This is a genomic window from Yoonia sediminilitoris (genome assembly GCF_003058085.1).
GTDB lineage: Bacteria > Pseudomonadota > Alphaproteobacteria > Rhodobacterales > Rhodobacteraceae > Yoonia > Yoonia sediminilitoris.
This window is the reverse complement of the sequence record NZ_QBUD01000005.1, coordinates 191,034-208,218: the sequence shown is the minus strand read 5'-3', so window position 1 is coordinate 208,218 and position 17,185 is coordinate 191,034. Positions and strand designations below refer to the sequence as shown.

The following is a 17,185-nucleotide window of genomic DNA, read 5'->3' as shown; positions in this document are numbered from 1 at the left end:
ACCGCCAGCACGCCGCATAATCAAACCAAACAGATGAGCCAAACTCTCTCTTAGGTTCGGACGCTCTTGGTCCCAAAAACCCTGACGACGGACAGGCCCGAATATCGACGCATCCGATGCGGTTGTGATCGACGCCGCGGGCAAGATTGTCATGCCCGGCTTTGTTGATACGCACCACCACCAATTTGAGACTGCGCTGCGCAGTCAGTTGGCCAACGGCATTTTGATCAACGACGGACGCCCCGCCAATACATCGAACTACTATGACACAATCCTGCAAGGCTTCTCGATGGTCTACCGCCCCGAGGATGTCTATATAAACGAACTATACGGCGGCATTGCCCAGCTTGATGCCGGTGTCACGACCGTCATGGACGTCAGCCAAATCCACCACTCACCCGAACACTCCGATGCCGCCATCGAGGGCCTGCGCGATGCAGGCCGTCGTGGCGTTTTTGGCTACTTCGAAGGCTGGGGCGACCGTGCCAAATATCCTGCCGATGCAGCCCGCATCAAAGAGCAGTATTTTTCTTCTGATGACCAGCTGACAACCATGGTCATGGGCGGCGAGATTTACTTGCCGGGCTACGAAGAAGCATGGAAAATCGGGCGCGAACTCGGCCTGCCCATAGCACTTCACGTGGTTGGCACCTTCGGGATGCAGCCAACCTTTGACGAATTGGGCGCCGCAGGCATGTTTGGCGACGACAATATCTTTATCCACATGACCGGCATGTCTGACGACGGCTGGAAGTATGCCGCCGATGCAGGCGCGCATATCTCATTGGCTGTGCCGATTGAAATGCACATGCGCCATGGGACCCCGCCCATCCAGAAGGCGATTGATATGGGCATTTCGACGTCGCTTTCCACCGACGTCGAATGCACGATGACTGCCGACTTCTTTACCCAGATGCGCGGGCTCATCACCTTGCAGCGCATGTTCGCAAACGAAAAGGCGCTGTCGGCTCAGGAATACCCCGAATTGATGCAATGTATGCAGGCGCTGCGCCACGCCACAATGGGCGGGGCCGAGGGGCTGAAGCTGGATCGCAAGATCGGATCGCTGACACCGGGCAAAGAGGCTGACATTCTGTTGCTTGACGCAGAAGCCATGAACGTCGCCCCGCTCAACAACGTGCCCGGCGCCGTCGTGACCCTGATGGAGCGCAACAACGTCGACACGGTCATGGTGGCCGGTCAGGTCAAGAAATGGAAAGGCCAGATGCTGGGCTTTGACCTTGACCGCCTGCGCACCGAACTGGAAGGCAGCCGCGATTACCTGTTCGAAGCCGCAGGCATCGAGCGCGATCTATTTGCATAATCACCCACCCACCCACCCACTCACTCACGCCCCGCAGCCCGTTGCTGCGGGGCACCTCGACTGAACGAAAAGGAGTAAGACTTTGGCTCAGCTTGTCGCCACTCTGGCCTCTACCCACCACCCGTTTTACCTCAAAGCCACCACCATGCCGCCCGAGCAGCAGATGCCGCAGGCACCAGAGTGGAAACGCAAGATCGAAAGCTACCGCGAGACGCTGGAACGGACCAAGCCTGACATTCTGGTGATGATCGGGTCGGACCACTTCCACCAGATATTTCTGGATAACTGCCCGCAGTTCCTGATCGGTAAGGCACCGCGTTACGACGCGACCTTTTATAATGAGGAACGCGAATTCGGTATTCCGAAATATGTGCTTGAAGGCGACGAGGACATGTCGAGTTTTATGCACAAGAACCTGATGGATCAGGATTTCGATTTTGCCTTTTCCAACGAGTTGAAGATCGACCACTCGATCATCTGTCCGATTATCACGGTGCGGCCCGATGCGGACCTGCCCGTTGTGCCGATCTATACCAACATCTTTGCGCCGCCGCTGCCGTCGCCGCGCCGGTTTTACAACCTTGGCCGTGCGATCCGTAAGGCCATTGATGCCTATCCGTCCGACAAGCGTATCGCGGCTATCGGCACCGGGCATTTGTCGCTTGAACTTGGCGGCCCGCGCCAATTCATGGAAACCGGCCCCGACCCTGAATTCGACCACAAAGCCATCGAATGGCTGCGCAATGGCGACATTGACGCGATCCTCGATAACGTCGACCACGAAAGCATGGCAAAAAGCGGCAACGCCACGCACGGGTTCCTCAACTTCATTCTGATGTTGGGCGTCGCCGGGCCGGAAGCGGCCGATTATGTTGATAACCTCGATCTGTTTCACACGATGGAGGCCTATTTCACATGGTATCCAAAGGAGGACGCAGCATGAGCAAATACTACGTCAACAAGTTCCTTTTCACGGTGGACAGGGACCCCGAATACCTCAAGCGCTACACCGAAGATCCGCGCAATTTCGTCGCCACGTGGGAACAGTCCATCGGTCCGCGCCTGAATGACGCCGAGATGTCGACCGTCAACTTCTTCACGCAGGAAGAACGGGAAGCGCTGATCAATCACGACTATGTGGCCCTGTTCGAGATGGGCGCGCATTTCTTTTTGAACCTGACGATCTTTATCGGCATCTACGACGAACCCTACATGGAAAAAAGCGGCCCGCTTGCTTTCCAGAAAGAGTTTGCCGCCAAGTTGCAGCATTGGGTTGGCAAGGATTATCCTTCGGTCGAGACCTGAACAAAGGCAAAGATCAATTTGCCATTCAGACCGTCACGCACCGCGTGGCGGTCTTTTTTGCTGGTGCGGTCAATCCAGAAAGCGTGGTTGGATCGTGCCCGGTTGCCGTGCCTCGATACAGGTCAGAATATCGCTGATCGGCAGGCCGGCCGCCTGCCTGAGTGCGGCCTTGTAGGGCGGCAGGTTGGTGCACTCCAACAGGATATGTTTGTGACAGGTGCGCTGCACCGATCTGATGAAACCTGTCATTTCGGCGGCGACGCGCTCCACATCCAGCGCGGTGCGGTTCTGGCTGATGACTTGATATAATTCCATTTGCTTTGGAAGGCCGACAACGCTTTCCAGATAGTCGGGGTGGGTGCCTAGGTGCTGCCGCATCAGGCTGTTTGCGTCAAAGGTCAGTATCAGCAACTCTTGCGGAGCAAAATGCTGGCTGAGTGCGTCAAGGGCGGTCAGCGCCGAACTGATAAACGGCTTTTGTGACCGGGCGCTTAAGTGTTCCTGCCATGTGGACAGAAACCCGCAAGAGGTGACGACAAGATCGCCGCGCGCTTTGTGCAAAGCCTTTTCGAACGGGGTTATGTTAATCAGGTCGGGGCGATCAATAACAATGCTGCCGACGGTCGCGTTGGGGATGCGGATGACCTCGACCGTGCCGCAATATGTGGCGGGGCAGCCCACATCGCCCGGCACCCGTGGGAAGTCGGTATCAAGTTGAAGAACGCTCACGGCGGGGGACACGGCGATCTATTGTCTGATATTTTCGGGCAACCAGGTCGCAAGCGCGGGGAAGGCCACGAGGATCACCACCATCAGCAACATCAGCCCGACCATAGGAATGGCGGTTTTCGAGATATAACCGATTTCGTGCCGCGTCATCCCTTGCAGCACGAACAGGTTGAACCCAATAGGCGGCGTGACCTGCGCCATTTCCACGACAACGACGATGAAAATCCCGAACCAGATGACATCAATGCCGGCCTGCCGGATCATCGGTTCGACGATGGCCATTGTCAGCACAACCGATGAAATGCCGTCAAGGAACATGCCCAGAATGATGTAGAAAACTGTCAGTGCCGCGATCAACGTAATCGGCGACAGTTGCATTTCGTCAATCCATGCGGCCAGCGCGCGGGGCAGACCGGTAAAGCCCATCGACAGCGACAGGAACGCCGCCCCCATCAAAATAAGGGCGATCATCGCAGATGTGCGTGTCGCCCCCATCAGGCTTTCCATGAATGTGCCGAACGAAAGTGATCGTTGCAGCAATGCAAGCGTCAGCGCACCCAGCACGCCGACGGCCGCCGCTTCGGTTGCGGTGGCCCAGCCAAAATACATCGACCCGATGACCGCAAAGACCAGCATGAGCACAGGGATCAAAAAGCGGCTTTCGGCCAGCATTTCGCCAAAGCTCATGGCGGGTTCAGGGGGTGGGCGCTGGCCGGGGCGTAAAAAGTGCCAGCCGACGATGTAGGACATGAATAATGCGGCAAGTACCAGGCCAGGAATGATGCCTGCCATGAACAGCTTAATGATGCTTTCGTTGATCGACACGCCGTAAACAATCAGCGTTAGCGATGGCGGGATCATCAGGCCAAGCGTTGCGGCCCCCGCCAAGGTCCCTACGATCATATATTCAGGATAGCCACGCTTGCGCAGTTCGGGGATCGACATTTTGCCTACCGTCGTCAGGGTCGCTGCAGACGACCCGGACACGGCCGCAAAGATGGTGCAGCCTGCAATATTGGTGTGCAGCAAGCCACCGGGCAGCCAGCGCATCCAGGGGGCCAACCCGCGGAACATGTCTTGGGATAATCGGGTGCGATACAGGATTTCACCCATCCAGATGAACAGGGGCAGGGCGGTCAGGGTCCAACTGCTGGCCCCGGTCCAGATGGTTGTGATCATTGCGTCGCCTGCGGGGCGGGTGGTGAACAGCTCCATCCCGACCCACGCGACCCCCATCAGGGCAAGGCCGATCCAGATGGATGATCCCAGCAAGGCGAACAGCACAAAGAGGAATACGATTGTGGCGTAGGCTTCAGTCATTCGACGGCCTCCGATACGATTGGATTCACGCCAGTGACCAACATCCGGTAGAGCGTGTCCCAAAGTGCCAGCGCCAGCAATATAGTGCCCGCTGACATGGCCAACTGCGGAATCCAGACCGGCGTATAGATCAGCGTATCACCACTGTCTGCCATCGCCTGCCCCCACTCGGATGCGGGCCGGGCGGGCAGGGTAAAGAGCGTCACGACCCATTCAGGTATCTGGTCCTGCCCTTGGGTCCGGTCATTCAGCATCTCGGAAAAGACATTGGCCTTGACCGCGTAGCGCGCAAAATAGGTCGCTATAACGGCTGCCCCGAAAACGGCAAACACATCCAGCCATCGTTTGAGAAAATCATTGGCATTCAGGATAAGTGACACCCGGATATGGGCGCCCCGCGTCATTGCGTGACTGAGTGCAAAAAACGATGTGGCCGCCATTGCATAACCCGCAAATTCGGTCGTGCCGGGCAGTGCAAAGCCCGTCCAGCGGGCAATCATCTGCGCTACAATCAGGCAAAGGATCGTCACCATGAAAAAGGCGGCAATCGCGCCGCTGGCGAAATAGATGCCATCAAGGACGCGCCACAAAGGAGTAAGCAGGCGTTTCAACCTTGGCCCCAGCAACAGACAGGCCACGCCAATCAGGCTGGGGACGATGAAAAGCCAGACCCAAAGGGGCAGGCCCATGACTGGCGACCAATCGCGCATGGTGGGGACTCAATTCATGGAGGAGGGCCAGCCCCGATTTCCGGGACTGGCGGCACCAGATTAGTTGGCGTTGTAAGCGTCAAGGATTTTCTGGCCATCCGCGCCTGCTGTCTCCAGCCATTCGGCGGTCATCTTTGCGCCGATTTCTTCCAGTTCGGCGAGGAATGCAGGGCTTGCGTCCTGCACGGTCATGCCGTTCTTTTCCAGCTCACTGAAGTAGAAATCGGACAACTCGGCCGACTTGGCAGCACAGGAGATCGCAGTTTCGTCCGCAGCTTGCTGGATGGCGTCCTGTGTATCGGCGTCAAGCCCTTCCCAGACCTGCGTGTTGACCATCACATAGTTGCGCGGCAGCCATGCGTTGACCTTGTAATAGTGGCTGAGGTTTTCCCAGACCTTGCTGTCATAACCGGTGGACCCTGACGAAATGAAAGACGATGCGACGCCAGTTGCGAGCGCTTGGCTCAGTTCGGCTGCTTCGATCTGAACTGGGATCATGCCCAATTCTTCGGCGAACGTCGCTGTTGCGGAATTGTAGGACCGGAACTTGATGCCCTGCGTGTCGGCAGAGGAGTTCACTTCCTGATTGAAATAGAAACCCTGACCGGGCCACGGGCATGTGTATAGCGCCACCAGATTCAGGTCGGCCAGTTGGTCATTCACTGTATCGCGGGCTGCACTCCAGAGTGCGGCGTTGTCTTCATAGCTTGTGGCGACAAAGGGCAGGTTGTCCCATCCCAAAAGGGGCGCCTCGTTTGCGTGGGCAGACATGAACCGCTCTCCTATCGGGACTTGCCCCGTCTGGATCGCACGTTTGATATCGCCGCCGCCAAACAGTGAGCCACCCGCATGCACTGTGATGTCGATAGCACCGTCGGTGTATTCGCGTACTTTGTCGGCAAAGTTAACACCCTGTTCGGAATGGAAATTCGTGGCCGGATAGGCCATTGGCATGTCCCATGATTGGGCGTGTCCATCGGCATGGACCGTGCTGGCCAGCAGCGCACCGGCAATGGTGGCGCATGTTGTCTTGAAAATAGCTTTCATCTGTCGTCTCCCTGGCGTCTGCATCATTTTGCAGCGTGTTTCATTGGATTGAATGGTGCCAAATCTATGTTCGGCTTACGCTCTGAAATCATATCCGCGATGATCCGACCCGTTTTGGGTCCGCCTGTCAAGCCGACGTGCTGGTGGCCAAATGCGCTGTAGCTGCGCCCCTGCGCATCGTTCGCACCGATCAGCGGCAAACTGTCGGCAGGGGCAGGGCGGTGCCCCATCCATTCGACGATGCTGTCATAGGTCACGTCGGGCAGGATGTCGGCCACCTGACGTTTGAGTAACTCAAACGGCGCGCGACTTGGTCCGTTTTCAAGTCCACCGAATTCGACCACGCCCGCAGCGCGTATCCTGCCATCCATCGGTGTGATGACAAACTTGCCGCTGGCCACCATCATCGGTGACTTTGGCATATGCGAGGGATTGATCAACTCAATATGATACCCTCGCTCGCTTTCAAACGGGACTTTGACGCCCAGCTTGTGCGCAATCTCTTTTGACCATGGACCCAGCGCAAAAACGATGTGATCTGCTGTGACATCGCCGTCGGCCGTCTTGAGCGCGGTGATCACCCCGTCACGGGTTTCAATATCGTTGATCTGCGCAATTTGCAGTATGCCCCCCTGCGTCACGAAATGGTCGGCCAGTGCTTTGACGTATGCGCCAGGGTCCGAGATACGCCCGTGGTTTTTGCAGCGCACGATGACCTCGAATGCGTCACCATAGATCGGGTCGTATTGGGCGTAGTCTGCGCGATCCAGCACCTCGAACGCGAATCCGGCGGTCTTGCGTTTTGTCCAGCTATAGGCGTCCGCCTCAAGGGCGGCCTTGGTGGCGTAGCCAAAGCAGTAATCCTCGGCCCCGATGAACTTTTCGGCAGCTGTGCCCGCAGCCAAGGCGCGATGTTGGTCAAGGCTGTCATGCAGCAATGTCGTCATCGCGGTCGCGTAGTGGTCCACGTGTTTATCGGTGGCATAGCCCAGATATTTCACCAGATATGGCAAGAGCTTAGGCAGGTAGGACCATCTGAGGAAAAGTGGCGCATCGGGGTTCAGCAACATCCCCGGCGCGCGCGCAAGCAATCCCGGCGTCGTGACGGGAACGATGGCCCCTGCGGCAAGCACGCCCGCGTTTCCGTGACTGGTGCCGCTTGCGGGGCCTGCGCGGTCGATTATGGTCACATCATGGCCGGCGCGCTGCAACCAGATCGCACAAGACACGCCGACAATACCCGCACCTGCAACGATAATCTTCATGTCTGCTCCGCCTGTATCCACGCAATTTGAGATCATAGCGGTAAGTCAAAGTCACGGTGTTGGCAAAGCAATTCACCTTGCTGCATTTTTCAGCTTGTCAGGCACGACGACTTTGCGCAAATTATGCTGTGTGGGTTGGCGATGGCGTCGCCAAAGCAGTTTTGCGCCCACTTTCTGTCTATCCTGAACGCCGGGATCTTGCTTTGCCATCGTGACGCAGAGGGGGTCTTCTGCGGTGCACCTTGGTTATTGGAACGAAGGAGTGAATTCATGGATCGTCCACAATACTACCGCTTTCATCAGGGGGACCGCGTGCTTCCCTTTTCGGCTCAAGAATATGATGCGCGCCTGTCCAAGCTGCGGGCGATCATGGCCGCAGAGGGCGTTGAGGCCTGCGTTTTCACCTCGATGCATAATGTCGCCTATTATTCGGGCTTTCTTTATTGCTCTTTCGGGCGGCCCTATGCGTTGGTTGTCACGGCAACCGACAGTGTGACCTTCAGCGCGGGGATTGATGCGGCCCAGCCATGGCGGCGCTGCCATGGCGATAACATCACATACACCGACTGGCAGCGGAACAATTACTGGCGCGCAATTGAAACTGTGACAGGCACGGGCAAGACCATTGGCTTTGAGGGTGACCATATCAGCATCGCCCAAAAGGTGCTGCTGGATGAATTCCTGCGCCCTGCCGCGACCAAGGACATCGCCCCCGCCACTATGCGCCAACGGATGCACAAATCGGTGGCAGAGCTTGATCTGATCCGCGCTGGTGCGCAAGTCGCTGACGTGGGCGGCTATGCGATCAAGGACGCGATCAGGGCTGGCACACGTGAAATTGATGTGGCCATGGCAGGCCGCGACGCGATGGAGCTGGAAATCGCAAAACGCTTTCCGGATGCGGAGTATCGCGACACGTGGGTCTGGTTTCAGTCAGGGATCAACACCGACGGCGCGCACAACCCTGTCACATCGCGGCAATTGGCACATGGCGATATCCTTAGCCTAAACTGCTTTCCGATGATCTCGGGTTATTACACCGCGCTTGAGCGGACCCTTTTTGTCGGAGAAGTTGACCCGGCCAGCCTGAAGATCTGGGAAGCCAACGTCGCCGCACATGAATATGGGATCAGCCTGCTGCAACCCGGCGCAAGCTGCGCGGAGGTAACGGAGAAGGTGAACGCCTTCTTTGCAGAGCGTGATCTGCTGCAATACCGCACCTTTGGGTATGGTCATTCCTTTGGCGTCTTGTCCCATTACTACGGGCGCGAAGCGGGGCTGGAGCTGCGCGAAGATATCGACACTGTACTTGAACCCGGCATGGTGATCTCGATGGAGCCGATGCTGACCATCCCTAACGATCAACCCGGTGCGGGGGGGTATCGCGAACATGATATCCTGATCATCACTGATGACGGAAACGAGAATATCACAGGGTATCCGTATGGCCCAGAGTTTAACGTAAAAGGGTAGTGATGGTGAAAAAACAGGCAGGCGAGGTGCGTTTTTGACCCGCGCCTGCCAGACTGTCCAAAAAACTTGGTTGCGTTTCTGTTCACAAGCTAACACCCTAAGGAAAATATGTGTCGGCAAAACAAATGCCGGTCTTAAGGGGAAGTGTTCGCAATGTTAGATGCACAAAATGCATTCGTAGCCTTTGACAGGGTTCAAAAAAGCTACGATGGGGAAAATCTGGTTGTTAAAGATTTGAACCTGTCCATGCCAAAGGGCGAGTTCCTGACCATGCTGGGGCCGTCGGGGTCTGGCAAGACGACCTGCCTGATGATGCTGGCCGGGTTTGAAACGGCAACCCATGGAGACATCACGCTTGATGGTGTCTCGATCAACAACATCCCCCCGCACAAGCGCGGCATTGGTATGGTGTTTCAGAATTACGCGCTCTTTCCACATATGACGGTCGCTGAAAACCTGTCGTTCCCGCTGGAAGTTCGCAAGATGGGCAAGTCCACACGCGAGGAAAAGGTCAAGCGCGCGCTTGATATGGTCCAGATGGGCGATTTTGCCGGACGACGTCCGGCACAATTGTCTGGCGGACAGCAACAGCGGATCGCACTGGCGCGTGCGCTGGTGTTTGAACCCGAACTGGTTTTGATGGATGAACCGCTTGGCGCGCTCGACAAGCAGTTGCGCGAAACCTTGCAGTTTGAAATCACCAATCTGGCCCATGAACTTGGAATTACCACGGTTTATGTGACCCACGATCAGACCGAAGCTCTGACGATGTCAGACCGAGTTGCCGTTTTTGACGATGGCCGTATTCAGCAGCTTGCACCGCCCGATGAACTGTACGAAAAACCGCAGAATAGCTTTGTCGCCCAGTTTATTGGCGAAAATAACACGCTGGAAGGCGTTATTCAGGAAATCAAAGGTGATACCTGTATCGTCAAGCTGGACAGCGGCGATACCATCGACGCGTTGCCGGTCAATGTGGCCGAAGTCGGTGAGCGGACAAAAGTTTCGATTCGTCCCGAACGTGTCGAATTCAATCGCGACCGCCTGCATGCGGATGCGCACACGCTGAAAGCCGAAGTGCTCGAATTCATCTATATGGGCGACATCTTCCGCACGCGCTTGCGCGTCGCGGGCACTGACGAGTTCGTAATCAAGACCCGCAATGCCCCCGATCAGGCGCGGCTTGTGCCGGGGGAGATGATCGAAATAGGCTGGATGCCTCAGGATTGCCGGGCGCTCGACGCCTGAACAATAAGCCACAGCGTGCGCCCGGGCCGCTGTGCTGAAAAGCCAAGCCGGGAAAATCTATGGGAGATTTGAATGAAAACCTCGATGAAACTGATGGCAACAACCTGCCTGACGCTGACAGCCACGATGGCCGTTTCGGATGGCCACATGGCCGACGAAATGACAATCGTAAGCTGGGGCGGTGCCTATTCTTCGTCACAGCAGAACGCCTACCACACACCTTACATGGAAATGACTGGCGTCAACATCATCAACGACGAAAGCTCGGCGGAAGCTGTGGCGAAATTGCGTGCGATGAACGAAGCTGGCAACGTGACCTGGGACGTGGTCGACGTGGTTGCCTCTGATGCGATTCGCCTGTGCGACGAAGGTCTCGCACTGGAAATCGACGCGGATGAACAGCTGGCACCGGGCGATGACGGGTCAACCGCGTCAGAAGACTTCGGCGACCTGCTCGTGTCTGACTGCTTTATCCCGCAGATTGTCTACTCGACAACTGTTGGCTACCGCACCGACCTTGTTGGTGACACGGCGCCAACTGACATTTGCGCGCTGTTCGACACCGAAACTTATCCCGGCCAGCGTTCGCTGGAGAAGCGCCCCATCAACAACATGGAATGGGCACTGCTTTGCGACGGCGTCGCCAAGGATGACGTCTATGACGTGCTGGAAACCGAAGAAGGTCAGGCGCAGGCATTTGCCAAGCTCGACACGATTAAAGACAGTGTTGTCTGGTGGTCTGCCGGTGCTGACACGCCGCAGCTGCTCGCTGATGGCGAAGTCATCATGGGCTCAACCTACAACGGTCGTCTGTTCAGCCTGATCGAAGAGCAAAAGCAACCCGTTGCTATGCTTTGGGACGCGCAGGTATTTGACCTTGACGGTTGGATCATTCCCACCGGCCTTACACCAGAGCGTGAAGCCCGCGCATTGGATTATGTCCGCTTTGCAACCGACACGCAGCGTCTGGCAGATCAGTCCAAGTATATTGCTTATGGCCCTGCACGTCAGTCATCTGCGCCGTTGGTCAGCACCCACGCTGAACTGGGTATCGAAATGGCACCACACATGCCAACAGACCCTGCAAACGCAACGAACACCTTCCTCTACAACTACGAGTGGTGGGCAGATTATCGTGACGATCTGGACGCAAAATTCCAGGCGTGGTTGTCGCAATAAACGAACGGTCAGGGGTGCGGCGCAGCTGCGCCCCTTTTCCAGACAAGACAGGGGTATAGACAGTGACAGAAGTTTTGGCAGCAGACGGACGCCCGCTTAAGGCGTCCCTGAACCGGGCCTTGCGCCGCCAGAAACTGCGGGCACTGGCGTTAATCGCGCCCCTGCTGATATTCATTCTGGTGTCATTCGTGATGCCCATCGCGGATATGCTATTCCGCTCGGTCGAAAATGAAATCGTCGCTGACACGCTGCCGCGCACTGTCATGGCGCTTGAGGAATGGGACGCTGACAGTGGCGACGTTCCCGGTGAAGCCGTGTTCGATGCGCTCTATACCGATATGGCGCTTGCGAACGAGTACAAGACACACACCCGGCTGGGCAGTCGCTTGAACTACGAGTTGACCGGCATTTCTTCACTGTTCCGCAAATCCGGCCGTCGCGTTGGGCGATTTGACACCGATGTCTACACCGACGCATTCCAGGACGCCGACCCCGCCTATTCTGATCCGGCGCAGTGGGCCACCTGGATGGCCGATGACACGATCCGCGCCAATCTGCCAATTACAGCCGATACATATGATGCATGGGCACAAATGATCGTTGAGGCCGAAGGCGATGTGCCCGCCGAAGAAGAGCCTTGGGATTTCGTTTATACCGCGCTTTACCAAGACGCGACTGCTGGTGCAGACTTACCTATCGGCGTGGATCTTTCGGGAATTGAGCCGGTTTCACTTAGCGCGCAATTCGCGGACGTTGACGAAGACTGGCTGGACCCTGAAGTCTGGCAAACGATCAAGATATATTCGCCCGAATACACCAACGGCTATTTCCTCAATTCGGTTGACCTGCTCAAAGGGTCGGACGGGATCGAGGCGCGCCCGGAAAGCGAACAGATTTACGTGACGCTGTTCATCCGCACGATGATCATGTCGCTGTCGATCATGGGCATGTGTGTCTTGCTGGGCTATCCGATTGCGTGGCTGCTTGCCAACCTCAAGGATAGCACCGCCAACCTGTTGATGATCCTTGTGCTGCTGCCGTTCTGGACATCGCTTCTGGTGCGCACGTCCGCTTGGAAAGTGCTGTTGCAGCAGCAGGGCGTCATCAATGACGTTCTGGTCTGGATCGGTCTTGTTGCCGATGACGGCCGATTACAGCTGATCAACAACCAGACCGGGACAATCATCGCGATGACGCATATTCTGCTGCCATTCATGATTCTGCCGCTTTATTCGGTGATGAAGACGATCCCGCCAAGCTATCTGCGGGCCGCCAAGTCGCTGGGAGCCACGGACTGGACAGCCTTTTGGCGGGTCTATTTCCCGCAGTCGATACCGGGAATCGGCGCGGGCTGTATCCTCGTGTTTATCCTGTCGATCGGCTACTACATCACGCCGGAACTTGTGGGCGGCACCAAGGGTGTCTTTATCTCGAACCGGATTGCCTACCATATCTCGTCCTCGCTCAATTGGGGTCTGGCTGCGGCCTTGGGCACCATACTGTTGGCAGTCGTGCTGCTGCTTTATTGGGTCTACGACAGGATCGTCGGTATCGATAACGTAAAGCTGGGGGGCTAAGAAATGTCCGGATTGCCACCATATGCCACCACCGGCCAGCGCGCCTGGTACTATAGTTTCCGCGTGATCTGTGGGCTGATCTTCTTCTTTCTGATCGCGCCGATTCTGGTCATCATCCCCTTGTCGTTCAACGCAGAGGATTTCTTTACCTTCACGCCAGAGATGCTGAGCTTTGACCCGGCAGGCTATTCTACCAAACACTACGAGGACTTTTTCACAAATTCCGACTGGCAGTTGGCCTTGCGCAACTCGCTGAAAATTGCGCCGGTGGCCACGTTGCTGTCGGTGTCCTTGGGCACGTTGGCTGCCATCGGCCTGTCACAAAGTCACGTGCCGTTCCGGCGCGCAATCATGGCGATCCTGATTTCGCCGATGATCGTGCCGCTGATCATCTCGGCGACGGGGATGTATTTCTTTTACTCAAACCCCTACATCCCGATCCCGTTCCTGGGAAAGATCGAATTGCCTTTCACTCTGACAGGCACCTATCTGGGCGTGGTTCTGGCCCATGCGGCACTTGGCATTCCCTTTGTCATTATCACGGTGACAGCCACGCTTGTGGGCTTTGACCAGTCGCTGACCCGTGCTGCGGCGAACATGGGGGCGAACCCGGTGACGACGTTCTTCCGGGTGCAGATGCCGCTGATTTTGCCGGGCGTTGTGTCGGGTGGCTTGTTTGCCTTTATCACGTCTTTTGACGAAGTGGTTGTTGTCCTTTTCGTCGGCTCGGCAGGTCAGAAAACGCTGCCTTGGCAAATGTTCACCGGCCTGCGCGAACAGATCAGCCCCACGATCCTTGCGGTTGCCACGATCCTGATTGCCATATCGATCCTGCTTTTGTTTGTGGTCGAACTTCTGCGTCGGCGGTCAGAGCGGCTACGGGGCATGTCACCAAGCTAGCTTTTTCGCCAAAGGGGAAACCGCGCGGGCGAGACCAAAGGGATGCGGCATCTATGTTGAGCTTTGTATGGGCTGATAGGTGGCGATCTCTTGCAGGATGCTCAGCACAGTCGTGACGGATGTGCGGGCGTTGCCCGGTGACCCTGTTGCTTCGATCGTCATGGTATATTTGCAAAAGGGCGAATGGACTTGATAGCTATGTTGGTTCCCCTGTGCTGCTGGATCAGCCACAAGTTCGACCCGCATCTGCTCAAACCCTGCACCCGCCAGTGCGAGGGCCGCAACAACATTTGCATTCTTGGGATAGGCAAGGGCCGCATCGCGCCCGTTGCCTGAAAAGAAAGTCACGGGCCTCGACAGTGCGTTCAGATCAACGACCTGTTCTGCGGGTGACCCTTGCCATGCCTTGGGCGGTTTGATCCCACGATAGGCCACGTCAACATCGCCCGCCGCCGCCAATGCGCGCATCAGGTCCAACCCGCCAATGGCACCGCTTGGCAGGATGAAGCGTGATTTTCCTGCTCCTGCTGCACGCTCGACCTGTTTCTGCAAAGCGGCGTCGGCCAGCGCGCCGACAGAGGCGATAATGACATCATGACCGCTCTGCAAAAGGGGCGGGGCGTAGGCGGCGACTGCAGCGTGGCCAGCACATTCGACAACGATATCAGGCCGGGCCGCGATGAGCTCGTCCAGACTGCTCACAAACGCAACAGGTACCGGCCCGGCGCTATGCCGCTGCGGTGCATCAGAGGCGGGCCTGACCAGCGCGGTCACTTGTGTGACCTGCGTTTGCCCCAACATGCCAACCAAAGCGCTGCCGATGCTGCCAAATCCGATCAGGCCCAGATGCATCGCTAACCACCCGCCCGCACATCACGCACCCAAGCCACAATAGTCGCGCGCGATTCATCATCCATCTGGATGGCATTGGGCGGTGGCATCGCGTAGCTGACCCCGGCTTGAAGATATATCTGCCCCGCGTGCCGCGCCACATCGGCTGGCGTTTCCAGATAAACACCTTTGGGCGCCCATTGCATGTTGCCCCAGACAGGTTCGCGGGCGTGGCACATGGAGCAGTTGCCAATGACCGTGTCATAGGCCGCCTCAAAACCCGCGGCAGAGGCGAATTTCTGTTCGTAGTGCGTCAGCGCGCGGGCTTCGGATTGTTCGTAAGTCTCGCCCGTGCGCACAGTCGATAACCACGCAATAACGATCATCAGCAAAACGGTCACGGCCCATGTCCAGTGCGGGCCCGCGCCGGTGGCATGCATCGTGTTGAAGTAGTGGCGGATCGTGACGCCTGTCAGAAAGATCAAGCTGGCGATGATCCACGCATATTCCGTCCCGAAGGACAGCGGATAATGGTTCGACAACATCAAAAACACGACAGGCAGCGTCAGATAGTTGTTATGGGTCGACCGCAGCTTGGCAATCTTGCCGTATTTCGCATCAGGGGTCCGCCCGGCCTTTAGATCGGCCACCACGATGCGCTGGTTCGGCATGATCTGGAAAAATACATTTGCGGTCATGATCGTGGCGGTAAAGGCCCCAAGATGCAGCAGTGCCGCCCGCCCGGTAAAAATCTGGTTATAGCCCCACGACATCGCCACAAGGATCGCGAACAGCAGCAGCATCAGCAGGGTCGGCTGTTCGCCCAGCTTCGATTTGCACATCCAGTCATAGGCAAGCCAGCCGATGGTCAGCGACCCGCCCGAAATCACGATGCCCTGCCACAGCTGCAATTCCGCCTTGGTCGGGTCGAGCAGGAACAACTCGCCGCCCACCCAATATACGATCATCAGCAGGGCCGCACCTGATACCCATGTGATATAGCTTTGCCATTTGTGCCAGATCAGATGTTCGGGCATGTTTTCAGGGGCCACGAGGTATTTCTGGATGTGATAGAAGCCGCCACCGTGGACCTGCCATTCTTCGCCATGCACACCTGCAGGCATGTCAGGAGCCTTTTTCAGCCCCAGATCAAGCGCAATAAAAAAGAATGACGCCCCAATCCAGGCCATCGCCGTGATGACATGCAACCAGCGCACAGAAAACGCAATCCAGTCCCACAAAATTGCCAGATCGTACATGAGTGTCTCCTTGGGTTGCCTGTCTAAACCGAGACTAGGCGAAATTGAATTGCTCTGGTATTGTCGTTAATCATCAAGCAGCATCAAATAAATCGAAACAATGTCCTATCTTGATAACATCCGTACGTTTGTGCGTGTCTATGAATTAGGCAGTATGTCGGCGGCTGGTCGGGATTTGCGCATTTCGCCGGCCGTGACATCTTCGCGGATTTCGCAGCTTGAAAAGCATCTGAGTGTGCGACTGTTCCAGCGCACAACCCGCAGCCTGACGCCGACCGAACAGGGGCAGGCGTTTTATGGCGGGGCGTGCGGCATCCTTGAAGCGGTTGAAAATGCCGAAGCCGAGGTGGTCAATATCACCGACAATCCCAAAGGGTCGCTGTACGTCGCAGCCCCGCTTGGCGTGGGTCGCCGGTTGATTGCGCCGCTGGTACGCGGGTTTCTGGAGACCTATCCAGAGGTGAGGGTCCGCTTGCGCATGACGGATCGCAAGGTTGACCTGACGACTGAGGGGCTTGATCTGGCCTTTTTCCTCGGCCAACCCGAGGACAGCAACCTGCGGATGCGCAAGATTGCCGATGTCAGCCGTGTGTTGTGTGCCTCACCCGATTATATCGCGGCGCGCGGCAACCCGGTGGATGGTGACGCCTTGCTGGCGGACAGGCATGAATGTCTGAACCTGCGTTTTCCGGGCGCGCCTGAATTTCAATGGCGGTTGATGACGCCCGAAGGCCCAAAACGGTTTCGGGTTACTGGCCGTTTTGAGTCCGATGACGGCGACGTCCTGACCGACTGGGCGCTTGAGGGTAATGGCATCGCACTCAAACCGCTCTTTGAAGTGGCCGAACATATCAAGGCGGGGCGTCTGGTGCCCGTTGCCCAGAAAACCCCGCCGGAGCCGATCCAGATGGCGTGCCTGTTCACGCATCGCAAGATGCAGGACCCCAAGACACGGTTGTTCATGGATTATGTGATCGCCCGGATTGGCGAGACCGTGCGCGATAGTGTCTAGGGTCCT

At 56.8% G+C, this 17,185-nt stretch carries 15 protein-coding genes and 1 pseudogene; 9 read left to right on the top strand and 7 right to left on the bottom strand.

Annotation, left to right across the window (positions count from 1 at the left end):
* Positions 1-151 precede the first annotated feature (151 nt).
* The 3 genes from C8N45_RS12340 to C8N45_RS12330 all read left to right on the top strand — a co-directional run bounded on the left by C8N45_RS12340 (position 152) and on the right by C8N45_RS12330 (position 2,629).
* Positions 152-1,324 carry an amidohydrolase family protein gene (locus tag C8N45_RS12340; protein ID WP_245882648.1) on the top strand — a complete coding sequence of 391 codons (1,173 nt, stop codon included), beginning with the start codon at positions 152-154 and terminating at the stop codon, positions 1,322-1,324.
* 82 nt (positions 1,325-1,406) lie between these two features.
* Positions 1,407-2,267: a DODA-type extradiol aromatic ring-opening family dioxygenase gene (locus C8N45_RS12335; RefSeq protein WP_108386556.1), complete on the top strand. Its 861-nt coding sequence runs from the start codon at positions 1,407-1,409 to the stop codon at positions 2,265-2,267.
* Entirely contained in the window at positions 2,264-2,629 is a 366-nt protein-coding gene (locus tag C8N45_RS12330; RefSeq protein WP_108386555.1) for a hypothetical protein, read from the top strand. The genes C8N45_RS12335 and C8N45_RS12330 overlap by 4 nt, the downstream gene beginning before the upstream one ends.
* A 69-nt stretch (positions 2,630-2,698) precedes the next feature.
* Here the strand turns inward: C8N45_RS12330 and C8N45_RS12325 are convergent, their stop codons facing one another.
* The 5 genes from C8N45_RS12325 to C8N45_RS12305 are packed head-to-tail and all read right to left on the bottom strand — an operon-like array spanning position 2,699 to position 7,700.
* Positions 2,699-3,358: an aspartate/glutamate racemase family protein gene (locus C8N45_RS12325; RefSeq protein WP_245882647.1), complete on the bottom strand. Its 660-nt coding sequence runs from the start codon at positions 3,356-3,358 to the stop codon at positions 2,699-2,701.
* 18 nt (positions 3,359-3,376) lie between these two features.
* Complete coding sequence (locus tag C8N45_RS12320; RefSeq protein WP_108386553.1) at positions 3,377-4,678, bottom strand: TRAP transporter large permease; 1,302 nt, start codon at positions 4,676-4,678, stop codon at positions 3,377-3,379.
* Entirely contained in the window at positions 4,675-5,388 is a 714-nt protein-coding gene (locus tag C8N45_RS12315; protein WP_108386552.1) for a TRAP transporter small permease, read from the bottom strand. The genes C8N45_RS12320 and C8N45_RS12315 overlap by 4 nt, the downstream gene beginning before the upstream one ends.
* Positions 5,389-5,448: 60 nt before the next feature.
* Positions 5,449-6,435, bottom strand: a complete 987-nt coding sequence (locus tag C8N45_RS12310) for a TRAP transporter substrate-binding protein (RefSeq protein ID WP_108386551.1) — start codon at positions 6,433-6,435, stop codon at positions 5,449-5,451.
* Positions 6,436-6,458: 23 nt separating this feature from the next.
* On the bottom strand, positions 6,459-7,700 hold the full coding sequence (locus tag C8N45_RS12305) for an NAD(P)/FAD-dependent oxidoreductase (RefSeq protein ID WP_108386572.1): 1,242 nt from the start codon (positions 7,698-7,700) through the stop codon (positions 6,459-6,461).
* Between the two features lie 270 nt (positions 7,701-7,970).
* Between C8N45_RS12305 and C8N45_RS12300 the strand changes: the two genes are divergently transcribed.
* The 5 genes and pseudogenes from C8N45_RS12300 to C8N45_RS12280 all read left to right on the top strand — a co-directional run.
* Positions 7,971-9,173 (top strand): aminopeptidase P family protein, encoded by a 1,203-nt coding sequence (locus C8N45_RS12300; protein WP_108386571.1) that lies wholly within the window; start codon positions 7,971-7,973, stop codon positions 9,171-9,173.
* 153 nt (positions 9,174-9,326) lie between these two features.
* The gene (locus C8N45_RS12295) at positions 9,327-10,421 is read left to right on the top strand and encodes an ABC transporter ATP-binding protein (RefSeq protein WP_108386550.1); all 1,095 of its coding nucleotides are present in this window, start codon (positions 9,327-9,329) and stop codon (positions 10,419-10,421) included.
* Positions 10,422-10,514: 93 nt separating this feature from the next.
* A complete protein-coding gene (locus C8N45_RS12290) occupies positions 10,515-11,600 on the top strand; it encodes an extracellular solute-binding protein (protein WP_375342469.1) in 1,086 nt (361 codons plus the stop codon).
* Positions 11,601-11,662: 62 nt separating this feature from the next.
* Positions 11,663-13,177, top strand: coding sequence for an ABC transporter permease (locus tag C8N45_RS12285; protein ID WP_108386548.1), 1,515 nt, complete (start codon positions 11,663-11,665; stop codon positions 13,175-13,177).
* 12 nt (positions 13,178-13,189) lie between these two features.
* Positions 13,190-14,077, top strand: a pseudogene (locus C8N45_RS12280) (ABC transporter permease); the annotation flags it as partial.
* Between the two features lie 51 nt (positions 14,078-14,128).
* Here C8N45_RS12280 and C8N45_RS12275 read toward each other — a convergent pair.
* Together C8N45_RS12275 and C8N45_RS12270 are read right to left on the bottom strand one after the other, a co-directional pair.
* Positions 14,129-14,929, bottom strand: coding sequence for an aspartate dehydrogenase (locus C8N45_RS12275; RefSeq protein ID WP_108386546.1), 801 nt, complete (start codon positions 14,927-14,929; stop codon positions 14,129-14,131).
* A 2-nt stretch (positions 14,930-14,931) separates the two neighbouring features.
* Complete coding sequence (locus C8N45_RS12270) at positions 14,932-16,167, bottom strand: urate hydroxylase PuuD (protein ID WP_108386545.1); 1,236 nt, start codon at positions 16,165-16,167, stop codon at positions 14,932-14,934.
* Between the two features lie 100 nt (positions 16,168-16,267).
* Between C8N45_RS12270 and C8N45_RS12265 the strand changes: the two genes are divergently transcribed.
* Positions 16,268-17,179 (top strand): LysR family transcriptional regulator, encoded by a 912-nt coding sequence (locus C8N45_RS12265; protein WP_108386544.1) that lies wholly within the window; start codon positions 16,268-16,270, stop codon positions 17,177-17,179.
* Positions 17,180-17,185 lie beyond the last annotated feature (6 nt).

Bases quoted from the DNA above. Each gene is read 5' to 3' on its own strand.
- C8N45_RS12300 (WP_108386571.1), top strand. From the start codon at position 7,971: ATGGATCGTCCACAATACTACCGCTTTCATCAGGGGGACCGCGTGCTT.
- C8N45_RS12320 (WP_108386553.1), bottom strand. From the start codon at position 4,678: ATGACTGAAGCCTACGCCACAATCGTATTCCTCTTTGTGCTGTTCGCC.
- C8N45_RS12315 (WP_108386552.1), bottom strand. From the start codon at position 5,388: ATGCGCGATTGGTCGCCAGTCATGGGCCTGCCCCTTTGGGTCTGGCTT.
- C8N45_RS12290 (WP_375342469.1), top strand. From the start codon at position 10,515: ATGGCAACAACCTGCCTGACGCTGACAGCCACGATGGCCGTTTCGGAT.
- C8N45_RS12270 (WP_108386545.1), bottom strand. From the start codon at position 16,167: ATGTACGATCTGGCAATTTTGTGGGACTGGATTGCGTTTTCTGTGCGC.
- C8N45_RS12330 (WP_108386555.1), top strand. From the start codon at position 2,264: ATGAGCAAATACTACGTCAACAAGTTCCTTTTCACGGTGGACAGGGAC.
- C8N45_RS12305 (WP_108386572.1), bottom strand. From the start codon at position 7,700: ATGAAGATTATCGTTGCAGGTGCGGGTATTGTCGGCGTGTCTTGTGCG.
- C8N45_RS12265 (WP_108386544.1), top strand. From the start codon at position 16,268: ATGTCCTATCTTGATAACATCCGTACGTTTGTGCGTGTCTATGAATTA.
- C8N45_RS12275 (WP_108386546.1), bottom strand. From the start codon at position 14,929: ATGCATCTGGGCCTGATCGGATTTGGCAGCATCGGCAGCGCTTTGGTT.
- C8N45_RS12340 (WP_245882648.1), top strand. From the start codon at position 152: ATGCCCGGCTTTGTTGATACGCACCACCACCAATTTGAGACTGCGCTG.
- C8N45_RS12295 (WP_108386550.1), top strand. From the start codon at position 9,327: ATGTTAGATGCACAAAATGCATTCGTAGCCTTTGACAGGGTTCAAAAA.
- C8N45_RS12310 (WP_108386551.1), bottom strand. From the start codon at position 6,435: ATGAAAGCTATTTTCAAGACAACATGCGCCACCATTGCCGGTGCGCTG.